At 61.9% G+C, this 13,617-nt stretch carries 8 protein-coding genes and 2 pseudogenes; 8 read left to right on the forward strand and 2 right to left on the reverse strand.

All coding sequences use genetic code 11. The features are described from left to right. Positions 1-150: 150 nt before the first annotated feature. Positions 151-999, reverse strand: a complete 849-nt coding sequence (locus QA640_RS10895; RefSeq protein WP_283040642.1) for a TIM barrel protein — start codon at positions 997-999, stop codon at positions 151-153. Between the two features lie 1,460 nt (positions 1,000-2,459). On the opposite strand from QA640_RS10895, the pseudogene QA640_RS10900 reads away from it, so the two are divergent. From QA640_RS10900 to QA640_RS10930, 7 genes and pseudogenes are all read left to right on the forward strand, one after another. After that, positions 2,460-3,033, forward strand: a pseudogene (locus QA640_RS10900) (aromatic ring-hydroxylating dioxygenase subunit alpha); the annotation flags it as partial. Between the two features lies 1 nt (position 3,034). After that, a pseudogene (locus QA640_RS10905) lies at positions 3,035-3,271 on the forward strand (hybrid-cluster NAD(P)-dependent oxidoreductase); the annotation flags it as partial. A gap of 74 nt (positions 3,272-3,345) precedes the next feature. Continuing rightward, entirely contained in the window at positions 3,346-4,050 is a 705-nt protein-coding gene (locus tag QA640_RS10910; protein WP_283040643.1) for a GntR family transcriptional regulator, read from the forward strand. A gap of 150 nt (positions 4,051-4,200) precedes the next feature. After that, complete coding sequence (locus QA640_RS10915) at positions 4,201-5,163, forward strand: dihydrodipicolinate synthase family protein (RefSeq protein WP_283040644.1); 963 nt, start codon at positions 4,201-4,203, stop codon at positions 5,161-5,163. A gap of 45 nt (positions 5,164-5,208) precedes the next feature. Further along, positions 5,209-6,453, forward strand: coding sequence for an FAD-dependent oxidoreductase (locus QA640_RS10920; RefSeq protein ID WP_283040645.1), 1,245 nt, complete (start codon positions 5,209-5,211; stop codon positions 6,451-6,453). 2 nt (positions 6,454-6,455) lie between these two features. Further along, a complete protein-coding gene (locus tag QA640_RS10925; RefSeq protein ID WP_283040646.1) occupies positions 6,456-7,457 on the forward strand; it encodes a 4-hydroxyproline epimerase in 1,002 nt (333 codons plus the stop codon). 253 nt (positions 7,458-7,710) lie between these two features. Continuing rightward, entirely contained in the window at positions 7,711-10,032 is a 2,322-nt protein-coding gene (locus QA640_RS10930) for a molybdopterin guanine dinucleotide-containing S/N-oxide reductase (protein WP_283040647.1), read from the forward strand. Between the two features lie 30 nt (positions 10,033-10,062). Here the strand turns inward: QA640_RS10930 and QA640_RS10935 are convergent, their stop codons facing one another. Continuing rightward, complete coding sequence (locus tag QA640_RS10935) at positions 10,063-10,893, reverse strand: aminotransferase class V-fold PLP-dependent enzyme (RefSeq protein ID WP_283040648.1); 831 nt, start codon at positions 10,891-10,893, stop codon at positions 10,063-10,065. A gap of 708 nt (positions 10,894-11,601) precedes the next feature. Between QA640_RS10935 and QA640_RS10940 the strand changes: the two genes are divergently transcribed. Further along, complete coding sequence (locus QA640_RS10940) at positions 11,602-13,593, forward strand: methyl-accepting chemotaxis protein (RefSeq protein ID WP_283040649.1); 1,992 nt, start codon at positions 11,602-11,604, stop codon at positions 13,591-13,593. Positions 13,594-13,617: the final 24 nt, after the last annotated feature.

The raw sequence follows: 13,617 nt of genomic DNA on the forward strand, positions 1-13,617 counted from the left end.
TTGCACTCTCTACTGCCTTGACGTCACTTTGAATTGCTGAGGCACCATCGTACCCTTGCCATTGTCATGATGCACGGTGAGATGCTCGCGGGCAGTTCGTTTCCGATTGCGCATGCAGCAACATGATTGATCTCGGCAGCGAGAGTTGCACTAACGTCTTGCAGGCTGGTTGAAATGACGGTTGGACAGCCGATCGTCTTCCAGATGCAACTTGGTTTCATCTAACGCTCGGCGAACATATTCACGAAATCCGACCTTCTTTACGGATGGCTCGCTGGGTATCTCAAGCGAATAGACAATGCCCTCTGGTAGACAAGCGAGGATGCTTTTTATGTCTATTCCTCCTTCACCGGGAACAAGTCTTTCGCACCGTGCCGTATAGATAGCTTCTTCTGGATCAGATGGATGATCTGCTGGAGCGTCGCAAACCTGAATCCATCCGAACCATTCGGGCGGGAGCGCCCTCAGAAAAGTCAGATCGGAGCAAGAACGGTCAAAGTGCAGCACGTCGAGCAGAATGCTGGCGTTAGGACGATCAACCTCGCGTACGATGCGAGCGGCCTCGACCAGACTCGGTGTCTCCGTCCACGAGACAAACTCAAGACTGACATTGAGATTGAGTGGCTTGGCCATGTCACATAACGCCCCGAACCGGTCAACCGCGCGACTTTTTTCGGGATCGGGCAACTGGGCAAGGACGCGCCGGGCTCCGAGTTCAGCGCCGGCTTCCAGAAACGCCCGGTAGTGCAGGTGATCACGCAAGGGATCCATTCGCGCCGCCTCGATGTCCCAAACCTCTATTCCGGACCTTGCGAGGCTCGCCTTGGTTTCTCTCATAAGCATTCGATCATTGACCAGATCGTACAATGGCTCCTCTGGTGTCGTCCGGTTGAGCCGCAGGCCCACATATTCGTAACCAGCATCGCTTGCTGCTTCGATCAACTGAGGTGGAGGGAGTCCTAGAGCCGTCAGGTGTGCTACTGAATACGGATTTCTCATGATGACTTTCCCCGGAGAGTAGCCTGACCATGCCGCAGGTCATGCTCGCTCCTCGCCATGTCAAGCAAATCGATCGTGGTCATGGCCCATCGATATGCCCGACTCTCACGTCTGCAACAGCAACCAGAATTGCGGTCGCAGCGCACGTCATGTGATCGGAGTTTGTTCGTGATCGTCACACGAAAGCGACTGCCAGCTGCTCGCTTCTGGATATTGCCGGCAAAGTTCGCGCCAAACTATTGGGATTGCAGGCGCACAGCCGCGGGAAACGATCATCTCATAAGCCGCTTAATAGATCTTCGATCATCCGACGACTCGAAGGAAATCAGAAATGCAGCCAAACCGTGCGACAATCCTCTCCGTCGTCCCCCCGAAACCGGTGGCCCCGACAACAAGGATCACGAGTAAGGACGGTCATGCTGCAATATCCCACATTTCGATGGCCAATCGGCTAACTTTAGCGATCGTCCATCAGTCCTTCCTGCGCCCACCACCGGCTTTCACTGTCATTTCCTTTCTCATGAGTGAGGCGACGTAGGGCATTCGCCGACATCTCCTGACGATCACCAGCGTTCCCATCAATTGCGCCCTGGAGAAGGGTGACCTTCGTGCGATGTTCTAAACAAGTCAGTTGCATTCTCTCGGCTTGTTCCTTGTTTGGTTTTGTCCAACCTTACGGCACGCGCTTTCTTCTCTTTTGTTGCTGTCACTTTATAGCGAAGCTCGCGATGTATGCAACTTATACTTGTGCATGTAGATATGCAAGTTTGACATGTATGAATGAAGTGTCATTCGGCCTGCGATATTGGCTCTGGAATCACTTTTGATGCAGTTTGAGCCTCGCCGGTGCTGATCAACGACCGTCTGCTCACCGAGACTAAGCGCAACTTGCCTATTCCGACATGACCGTGAACCAGATCGGCGGGCGCACCGGAATATGACCCGGCCTATTTCAACCGATTCCTCTCGCGCAACGTCGGCGTGCCGCCCGGCTGCTTCCGCTGTCGGCGGTGGCGACGCTGACGGCACCTAGTCGCCGCTTGCGATCTCTCACCAGGCGCAATTCCGGCCGTATCGCTCAGCTTCAACCTCGGGCCGGGACAGGCAACAGGCCCACGGAAGCAGGGGGGCATCTCACCCTGTTTGGATGGCCCTCGGCGATCCCGGCGAGAACGTCCGTCAGGTAGGCGAGCGGATCGACGTCGTTTAGCTTCCAGGTTTCGATAGGAGAGGCGATGATGGCCCATATGCGCTCCGTGGCGAGCCTCGCACGGCGGCGCTCAAGCGTTCGCTGCGGAAAGGTTGCCGTAGCCGGGAGGGAGAGATCGAAAAAGTGAAGCGCCGTACCGCTTCGACTCTCACGCCGCAGCGGCATCATACTTGAGTCAGCAGAAGTTCAGAGAATTGCGGCGACTCAATGCCGGTTAGCTCCTCGGCTTCAGGGGAAGTTCTCCCGGAGAGAGATCAGAGCGTTCCACAACACGTGTCGCCCATCGCGGTAGCAGAATCTGCTCGACCGAAAGAGGCACGAAAGCCAGGCTGGTATGTCCATATCACCAGTGGACCTACGATCTCGACGGCGAGCTGCTCTTCGCGCGCCATATGGCCGACGATTTCGACCGCACCACCCACTCGCTGAAGCCTGTCGCCTGCCAGGCGATAGCTGGTTACATCTTCATCTGCCTGGCTGATGAGCCGGCGGACCTGCAGCCGTTTCGCAGTTTGATGGAGCCGTATTTCGCTCCTCACCGCCTGGTCGACGCGAAGGTCGCCCATGAACCGACCATCATCGAAAAGGGCAACTGGAAGCTCGTATGGGAGAACAATCGCGAGTGCTATCATTGCGTCGCCAATCATCCTGAGCTTTGCAAGACCTATCCTGAAGCTCCCAATGTTACCGGTATCTCCGGCGGCGAAATCGCCCCCGAGATGGTTGAGCATTGGACCAAATGCGAGGCGGCGGGCTTGCCGGCGCGCTTCCGGATCGATGCCAACGGTCAGTTCCGAGCGCTGCGGGCGCCGCTGTTGCGCGACGACGCCGATGATGTCGATGCTGCGATGGTTTTCGGACTCTGCGCCAGGTACGGATGTTGCTTTCGTCAACTGCGCACGCCGGCCGCAGGATATCATTTTCCGCAGGGAGCTCGAACTCCTCGGAAGCCGCATGCCGGCCTTGTCGCTGAGTTTCATCGTGAAAGAGCGATCGCATTGCGAGAGCTGGTCCGGCCACATCGGACGCATCGATGCGAGTCGCTTTCCTTTGCTGTCTCCGGAGCCCCGTCTTCATTGCATGTTGCTCCACCCGCCAGTGGGCCACTATATTTCGTGTCGACAAGAGGGTGCTGCATGATCGACAGGACGATCGTTCCTTCAACCGACCGTAAACGCGGTGAAGGGGTTAAATTGGTTTACGACATCCTACGCGACGAGATTCTGGATCTCATCCTGCCGCCCGGCAGCCCGATCGACGAGGTCCAGTTGGCGGAACGGCTTTCAATGTCGCGCACGCCGATCCGCGAAGCGCTCGTGCGGTTGGCCGGTGAGGGGCTGGTCACCGCGCTGCCAAATCGCTCGACGATCGTGTCGAACATCGACTTCCTCAACCTCCACACTTTCTTCGACGCGCTCACGCTGATGTATCGCGTGACAACACGGCTGGCCGCCGAGTGTCGTACGGAAGCGGACCTTGAAGTCATTCGCGCGCGTCAGGCCGAGTTCACCCGTGCCGTGGACGCGCACGATGCGCTCGCCATGATCGCCACGAATCGCAATTTTCACGCGGCCATCGCTGAGGCGGGGCGCAATCCCTATTACATCAGTCTTTTCGGCCGGCTTCTCGATGAAGGCCGGCGAATCCTGCGCATATACTACTCGTCGTTCGACGATCAACTGCCCCGCCGCTACGTGCTCGAGCACGAGGATATCATCGCTGCGATCGACGCCCGCGACGTTGAGAAGGCGGACCAGTTGGCCTCCGCCCATGCCGACCAGATTGTTCGGCACATTCAGGAGATGATCGGACGCGACCGCCGACAGCGCATCGCGCTGTAAGTTATTCCCAAAGCTCAACAATTCACCCACTGTCGTCTCGCGTGTGCGCGCGTGCATTCTTGATGTCGACAAATAAAATACAAGTGATATGCTCGGGGCAAAATTGCCGGACCCGCGGTCCGGAAAAACGGCAAACCAAGGAGATTTCAAATGAACGCAAAGATCTTTTCCGGCTGCATTCCGGCTTTGATGACACCCTGCACCGCAGAGCGCCAACCCGACTTCGAAGCCCTCGTTCGCAAGGGGAAGGAGCTGATCGCCGCCGGCATGTCGGCGGTCGTCTATTGCGGCTCGATGGGTGACTGGCCGCTCATTGGCGATGAAGAGCGTATGGAAGGCGTCGAGCGGCTGGTGAAGGCTGGCGTGCCGGTCATTGCTGGCACCGGCGCAGTCAACACCGCCAAGGCCGTGGCTCACGCCGCACATGCTCAGAAAGTTGGCGCGCATGGTCTGATGGTCATACCGCGTGTGTTGTCCCGTGGTCCATCGGTGACGGCCCAGCGTCATCACTTCAAGGCGATCCTCGCGGCTGCGCCGCAGCTCCCGGCCGTGATCTACAACAGCCCCTATTACGGCTTCGCGACGCGAGCAGATCTTTTCTTCGCCCTGCGTGAAGAGCATCCGAACCTCGTGGGCTTCAAGGAGTTCGGCGGCGCGGCGGATTTGCGCTATGCGGCCGAGAACATCACCAGCCGCGATGTCGATGTGTCGCTGATGATCGGCGTCGACACGAACGTGTTCCATGGCTACGTGAACTGCGGCGCGACCGGCGCCATCACCGGCATTGGCTGCGTTTTGCCGAAAGAAGTGTTGCACCTGGTCGCGCTCAGTCAGGCAGCCGCGAAGGGTGACCCCGAAGCGCGCCGGCGTGCGCTGGAGCTGGAAAGCGCGCTAGCGGTCCTTTCCTCCTTCGACGAAGGTCCGGACCTCGTGCTTTACTTCAAGCACATGATGGTGCTGAAGGGTAACCCTGAGTACAGGCTTCACTTCAACGAGACCGACGCCCTGACCGACAGCCAGCGCGGCTATGTCGAGGCCCAGCTGAAGCTGTTCGAAACTTGGTACGCCCAATGGTCGAAAGATCTCGGCGCGTCGCAAAAGTACGCGGCCTGACGGCAAGCTTGGTAAACCCTCCCACGGGAGCTGAATGAGCAGACGATGTCCGACACGGCAGTTCCCGGCACGATCGTGATCGGAGCAGGTGTCATCGGCCTGTCTGCCGCGCTGGCCCTGCAGGCCCAGGGGCATCGCGTTATCGTCCTGGACCGGGAAGGTCCCGCTGCGGGTGCTTCAGCCGGCAACGCGGGCGCATTCGCCTTTACCGACATATTGCCGCTCGCTTCGCCCGGTGTTCTGCGCAAGGCGCCGAAATGGCTACTCGACCCCCTTGGGCCGCTCTCGATCCCGCCCGCATATGCGCTGCGGATCGCGCCATGGATGTTCCGCTTCTGGCGGGCCTGCGCCCCCGGCCGTGTGGCTCAATCGACAGCGGCGCAGACATCGCTCATGGACTTGTCGAAAGCCGAACTTGAGCCTTTCCTGCGGCAGACGGGAACGCTTGCCATGCTACGCAAGGAAGGTAACCTGCAAGTCTATGAAAATGAGGCTGAGTTCCGTGCCTCTCTGCCCGGGTGGCAGGCGCGCGCCGACCATGGAATCGCATTCCATCACATGACAGCGGCGGAGATGGCGGACATCCAGCCTGGCATTGCCCCGCGTTTCACTCGCGGCACGTTCACCCCAGGTTGGTATTCAATATCTGATCCGAAGCTCTACACGTTAGCTCTCGCCGATCGTTTCGCTGCCGATGGCGGGATCATCCAACGTTCAGAAGTGACCGCATTGCGGCCGCTCGAGAACGGCGTCGAGGTGATTGCTGGCGGGACGCACCGTGCGGATCGTGCGGTTGTGGCGGCAGGGGCTTTCTCGCACAAGATGGTCCATACCTTGGGCGAGCGCATCCCGCTCGAAACCGAACGCGGTTACAACACCACGCTCCCGACCGATGCCTTCGACCTGCGCACGCAGATTACGTTTGGAGGGCACGGCTTCGTCGTCTCTCGCCTTTCGACAGGCATCCGCGTCGGCGGCGCAGTCGAACTCGGCGGTCTTTCGCTGCCTCCAAATTTCGGCCGCTCCCGCGCCATGCTGACCAAGGCAAGCACTTTCCTTCCTGGTTTAAAGACCAACGGGGGCATCGAATGGATGGGATTCCGTCTCTCGCTGCCCGACAGCCTTCCAATCATTGGCCATGCCCGCGCGACATCGCGCGTTACTTACGCTTTCGGCCATGGTCATCTGGGCCTGACGCAATCGGCCGGCACGGCCCGGCTCGTCGCCGACCTCGTCGCGGGGCGAACACCCGCCATCGACCTCTCTCCCTTCTCGCCTCGGAGATTCTGAGCATGGCTACCCACACCTTCTCCTGTATCGATGGGCATACCTGCGGCAATCCGGTGCGTCTCGTCTCCGGTGGCGGCCCGCGCCTGGAAGGCGCGAACATGCTTGAAAAACGGGCCCATTTCTTGCGCGAATATGACTGGATCCGCACCGGTCTGATGTTCGAGCCGCGCGGACACGACATGATGTCGGGCTCCATCCTCTATCCGCCGACGCGCCCCGATTGCGATGTTGCAGTGCTGTTCATCGAGACGTCAGGTTGCCTGCCGATGTGCGGTCACGGCACCATCGGAACCATCACGATGGGCATCGAGAATGGCCTCATCACGCCGCGTGAACCCGGCAAGCTGTCGATCGATGCGCCGGCCGGCAAGGTCGATATCACCTACCGGCAGGAAGGCCGCTTCGTCGAGGAGGTGCGGCTCACCAACGTCCCGGGCTTTCTCTACGCGGAGGGCTTGACGGCCGAGGTCGATGGTCTTGGTGAAATCGTCGTCGATGTCGCCTATGGCGGCAATTTCTACGCCATCGTCGAGCCGCAAAGGAATTTCCGCGACATGGCCGACCACACGGCATCCGACCTGGTGCGGTGGTCGCCGCGCCTACGTGCTGCGCTCAACGAGAAGTATGAGTTCGTCCATCCCGAGCACCCGGAGATCAAAGGTCTCAGCCACATCCAGTGGACGGGCAGGCCGACGAAACCGGAGGCGCACGCCCGCAACGCCGTCTTCTACGGCGAGAAGGCCATCGACCGCTCGCCATGCGGCACGGGCACCTCGGCGCGCATGGCGCAGCTCGCCGCGAAAGGCAAGCTCAAGGTCGGCGACGAGTTCGTACATGAGTCCATCATCGGCTCGCTGTTCAAGGGACGGGTCGAGGCCAATGTCATGGTCGCCAACCGGCACGCGATCGTCCCCTCGATTGCCGGCTGGGCCCGCATGACCGGCATCAACACGATATTCATCGACGATCGCGATCCGTTCGCTCACGGCTTCGTCGTGAAGTGAAAATCGGAAGCCACGATCCGCTCCATTCGTCCACGAGCTTACATTGAGCCGCGCCTCTCGAGCGCAAGCAACGCGGAGATACCACCGCTCGCACAACCGCAACGAAGGCAAATGTTAGCGGCCCAATCCCTGCATTGCCGGCATGCGGAACCGCGGGGCAATGCGCTGCCCCTCGGCGGCGCGGATCATTATACAGTCTCGATAGTTACGACCGGAGCGGACCCGAGCAGCGCTCCACGACGAGGAAGAAGCGATGAACGAGACAATTGGCTTCCCGGATCCCGGCCTCGACCTGTCGGACGGCTTCAGGCCGCATACTTCGCACTGGGGCGTGTTCTCGGCGCGTAACAGTGAGGCCGGGTTGGAAGTCAGGGCGTACGCGGGGGATCCTGATCCGAACGGCATCATCGGCAATTTTCCCGGCGCGCTCCGCCACCAGGCGCGAATCGCTCGGCCCGCGATCCGGCGCGGCTGGCTCGAGCGTGGTCCCGGCCCCGACGATCGCCGCGGCCGTGACGAATTCGTCTCCGTCAGCTGGGACAAGGCGCTCGACTTATTAGGGGACGAGCTGACGCGCATCCGCGACACGCGCGGCCCCTCGGCTGTGTTCGGCGGCTCCTATGGCTGGTCGAGCGCGGGCCGCTTCCATCATGCGCAGAGCCAGGTTCATCGCTTCCTCAACGTCGCGATGGGCGGCTATGTCCGTTCGGTCAACACCTATTCCTCGGGCGCGTCCTCGGTGCTGCTGCCGCAGATTTTGGCGGGCTATGAAGACATCACCAAGCGCAACGTCAGCTGGGAGCAGATCGCGATCGAGACCGAAATCGTGCTGGCGTTCGGCGGCATGGCGCTGAAGAATTCCATGGTGGCCGGTGGCTCGATCAGCAAGCACGTCGAGCGCGGCGCCATGGCAGCGGCGCGCCGGCGCGGCTGCGAGTTCGTCCTTGTCAGCCCGCTGCGTGACGATCTGCCCGCGGAGGCCGGTGCCGAATGGATGACATGCGTGCCCGGCACCGACACCGCTATGATGCTCGGCATCGTCCACACGCTGGTCGAGGAACGCCTGCACGATCAGGCTTTCCTCGATCGTTACACCGAAGGGTGGCCGGTCTTCCTGCGCTATCTGACCGGCGAGAGCGACGGGCGAGCCAAGAGCGCCGAATGGGCCGCCGCGATCTGCGGCGTCGATGCGCACATGATCCGCAAGCTTGCTCGTCGCCTTGCCGGACGGCGTGCGCTCATCACCGTCTCCCATTCGCTGCAGCGCGCCGAGCATGGCGAGCAGCCGGTGTGGATGGGCATGGTGCTGGCGGCAGCACTCGGCCAGATCGGCCTTGCCGGCGGCGGCTACGCCTATTCGCTCGGCGCGATCGGCTATTACGGCCGCCGCGTCAACGACGTGCCGGGGCCGACGCTGGGGCAGGGGCGCAACGGTGTCGCCGATTTCATTCCGGTGGCGCGCATCGCCGACATGCTGCTCAACCCCGGCAGCTTTTATCGCTACAATGGCGAGACGCGCACCTATCCGGACATCCGTCTGGTCTACTGGGCCGGCGGCAATCCATTCCATCATCACCAGGACATCAACCGCCTGCGCAAGGCCTTCGCGAAAGTAGACACGCTCATCGTGCACGAGCTCGCCTGGACCGCCACGGCGCGGCACGCCGACATCGTCCTGCCCGTCACGATGACGCTCGAGCGCGAGGACATCGGCTATTCCACCAACGATCCCTTGATGGTCGCCATGCACCGGATCGCCGAGCCGTTTGGCCTTGCGCGTGACGACTATGAGATCTTCGCCGATCTCGCCGAACGGCTCGGCGCACGCGAGCCCTTCACGGAAGGTCGCACCGCGCGGCAGTGGCTGGCGCATCTCTACGAGCCGACCCGCGCCTCGCTCAAAGCGCGCGGCCTCGAGGCCCCGACGTTCGAGGAATTTTGGCAGCGCGGCAGCCTGATCGTGCCGCAACAGCCCGACGACGGCGGCAGGCTGCGCCGCTTCCGCGAGGATCCTGTCGCTCACGCCCTGCCGACGCCGAGCGGACGCATCGAGATTTTTTCGGCGAAGATCGCAGGCCACGGCGACGCGGATTGTCCGGGCCATCCGGTCTGGCTCGAGAAGACCGACGTGCCGAAGCCTGACTCGCCGTGTTTCCTGGTCGCCAACCAGCCGGTGACGCGCCTGCACAGTCAGCTCGACTTCGGCGGACATTCCTCGGCTGCAAAACACCGCGGCCGCGAGGTCGCGCGCATGAACCCGCGCGACGCGGATGCTCGTGGGATCAAGGATGGTGACATCATCCGCCTGTTCAACGAACGCGGCGCCTGCCTTGCCGCGGTGCATGTCACCGACGGCATCGCGCCCGGCGTCGTCCAGCTGCCGACCGGCGCGTGGTACGACCCGATGGATCCCGAGGACGAAGCGCCGCTCTGCGTTCACGGCAACCCGAACGTGCTCACGCGCGACATCGGCACGTCGTCCTTCGCGCAAGGCTGCACCGGCCAGCTCACGACGATCGAGGTGGAGCGGTTCACCGGCAATTTGCCGCCGATCCGCGCCTTCGATCCGATCTAGCGGAGGCGCTTCGGTAAGAACCGTCGAAGTTCAACCCGCCTTCGTGCCGGTGATGATTGCGAGCGCCTCGACCAGGCGGTCGAGATCCGTCTCCGCGGTGTAGAGCGCCGGCGTCACGCGGATGCACTGCCCCTTGGCGACGCCCGCGCGGCGCACGGTGTGCACCTTGAAGCCGTCCCTGAGCTTGGCCACCACGGCGTCATTGTCGGCCTTGCTGGTCTTGCCGGATAGGCGGAAGGACGTGATGGCGCCATAGGAGCCGGCCTCGTCCGGTGTCAGGATCTCGATATCCCGGAACGCGCGGACGCGGCTCACCCAGTAGTCGCGCAAGTAGCGCAGGCGGGCCTGCTTGGCGGGCGCGCCGATCTCATGATGCAGCGCGACCGCGGTCGGCACCGTCAGCACGGTCGCGAAATTCACAGTGCCGGTGTGCACGCGCGAGCGGATATCGGCTTCCGGAAAATCCTCGTCGCCCATGTCGCGGTCGATATCGGCCAGGCGATCCTTCTTGATGTAGAGAAAGCCGACGCCGAGCGGCGCGCCGACCCATTTGTGCAGGTTGAAGCCGACGAAATCGGCCTCAAGCTCTCCCACCCTGAAATCGAGCTGTCCCCAGGAATGGGCGGCATCGACAATGGTGTCGATCCCCTTGGCCTTCGCCATGCGCACGATCTCGGCGATCGGCATCACGAGGCCGGTGCGGTGGCTGACATGGGTGAGCAGCAGCAGTCTCGTCTTCGGGTTGGCCTCGATCGCTTTTGCGTAGGCGTCCAGCACGACCTGCCGGGTCGCCGGCTCCGGCACGTCGAACTTGACGACGTCGACGCCGCGTCGCGCCTTCAGCGGAGCGCTGCCGCGCATAATAGGAATTCTGCGAGTTGACCATGTCGGTCTGGCGGATGAACTCACGCCGCACCGGCTCGGGCATGACGCCCCAATAGCCGTTCTCCAGGTTGATGACGTCAGGTGTCACCGCATAGAGCCCGCGCACCGCGTCCCAATACGCCCGGTCGGTGGCGACTGAGGCCGCCGGCCCCGTCGCCGCCTTCGGCAACTCCGCCGCCATCGCCGACCCGGCCAGCGGCGCCATCGCCGCGGCCGCGATTCCCTTCAGGATCGACCGGCGATCGGACGAAGGTGTGTTGATCAGATGCCTCATAAGCCCCTCACATAAGGCTGGCGACCACAGCAACGATCGACGAAGCGGTGATGACGTCGCTGTGACCGTCCAAAGATGCCCATCGATCCAGATCGCTGCAAGCGGCGGACCTCTTCGCATGCGTGGCGAGCGAGTTGTGCATGAAGCCGCGAGCCTTACTTCCCGGTTGCCAAATCGCCCCCGAGGCAAACTGCTAAACAATCCGGAAATACTAAACATATTAATAAACAAGAGAGAGTTCCGGAGGAACGATCTATGATCGCAAGGTGGCTGGGAAATTGCTGATTAAAATGAAAGTGCGTGCTCTAATTGCCTCTTAACCGATAATTTAGTGATCGAATACAAACTAAACTTATCGCCCGTTTTGGTGGCGATCCTGCCTCGTGCGAAATTTCAGATTGGATTTGCCGATGAAGCGCTTCTCAGCACTGCTTGGTGCCGGCTCAATCACGCTGCGCATCTATTTGGGTTTCGGGACGTTGCTGGTTCTGCTCGCGACAATCGCGGGCTACGGATGGCTGCAGGTGAAAGGCACAGCCTCGCGGTTCGATGGCTACGCGGCATCCGCAGGCATCGTCGAGGGCGCAAACCGTCTGCAGGTGCAGGTCGGCGATCTGCAGCGGACAGCCATCGCATTCGTCGCTGTCGGATCGCCGGAAAAGAAGGTCGAAGTCACCCAACGGGCGGAAGCGGTCAGCAAGCACCTCGAGGCGCTCGGCGCGCGGATCTCCGATCCCGCCCAGCAGCAGCACGTCCACGCGATCCGGGAGCTGAACAAAGAGGTCGATGAGAACCTCTTGACGCTCTATGAGCGCGTGACGCTGCGCCAGGAGGTGGAGGATGGTCTGAGTTACAACGATCGCGACATTCGTAAGGCGCTGGGGAATCTGGTCGGAGGGGGCAAAGGCGACTTCGGGCTCGTGCTCGATCGCTATCTGGGCGCGCGGGCGTTGACCATTCGCTTCGCGACCAGCGGCAAGGACGAGCCGAAGCTGCGCACCGAACTTGCCCAGGTTGCCGAACTCGGCGCCAGGTTCGCCTCCCAGGTCAGGGACGATGAGCTCCAGGACAGCTACGATGATCTTATCGGCGCTTTGAAGCGCTATGAGGAGGATCTTGGCCGGCTATCCAACGCGCTGACCAAGCGGCAGGAGCTTGCGGACACGATCGACCGGCTCAGCGAAAAGATGCGAGCCGAGGCGATGGAGGTCAAACACGCCGCGGCCACCACCCAGGATGCGACCCGCGCATCGGTCGCGGAGGCCGCAACCAGCGCCAGCGAATGGATGTTGATCCTGTCGTTGACGTCACTGGTCCTCGCCGCGCTCGTCGGCTTCGCGATCGCCCGTAGCATCACCGTGCCGGTGCGTTCGCTCAGTGGCGCGATGCGGCGTCTCGCCGGCGGCGACATCGCGATCCAGGTGCCGGCCCTTTTGCGGCGTGACGAGATCGGGCAGATGGCGGCAACCGTGCAGGTGTTCAAGGAAAATGCTGCGCGCATTCACATCCTCCAGCAGGAAAAGCAGGCTGGTGAGCAACGCGCCGAGGCAGAGAAGCGGTCCACGCTGATGAGGCTCGCCGACGAATTCGAGAATGCGGTGGGCACGATCGTCACGACCGTCTCCTCATCGTCCGGCCAGCTCGAAGCCTCTGCCGGCACGCTGGCGAGTACGGCGGAGCGGGCTCAGGGACTTGCAACTTTGGTGGCCTCCGCCTCGGAGGAGGCCTCGGTCAACGTGCAGTCGGTGGCTTCGGCGACCGGACAGCTGTCGTCTTCGATCAGCCAGATCAGTCGTCAGGTTCAGCAATCGGCGCGGATGGCCAGCGAAGCCGTCGAGCAGGCGCGTAGCACGACGGAAAACGTCGGCGATCTGTCGAAGGCGGCTGCGCGCATTGGTGACGTCGTCGAGCTGATCAACGAGATCGCAAGCCAGACCAACCTGCTGGCGCTCAACGCCACCATCGAGGCTGCGCGCGCGGGCGAGGCCGGTCGGGGTTTTGTGGTCGTGGCTGCGGAAGTGAAGGCGCTCGCGCAGCAGACCGCGAAGGCGACCTGCGAGATAAGCGAGCAGGTCTCGGGAATTCAGGTGGCGACGCAATCGTCGGTCGCGGCCATCGTGGGCATCTCCACCACAATCGGGAAGCTGTCGGAAGTCTCTACCAGCATCGCAGCCGCGGTCGAAGAGCAGGGCGCGGCCACGCAGCAAATCTCCTGCAATGTGCAGCAGGCCTCGCACGGTACGCGGCAGGTTTCCTCCAACATCGCCGACGTGCAGTGTGGCGCCTCCGAAACCGGCCATGCGTCCTCGCTGGTCCTCGCCGCGGCGAAATCCCTTTCGAGCGAGAGTGGCCGCCTGAAAGCCGAGGTCGATCGATTCCTGTCGACCGTCAGGGCGGTGTAGTCGCACGAAATCCCTGCCGAAGTT

The sequence above is a fragment of the Bradyrhizobium sp. CB82 genome (assembly GCF_029714405.1).
Taxonomy (GTDB): Bacteria; Pseudomonadota; Alphaproteobacteria; order Rhizobiales; family Xanthobacteraceae; genus Bradyrhizobium.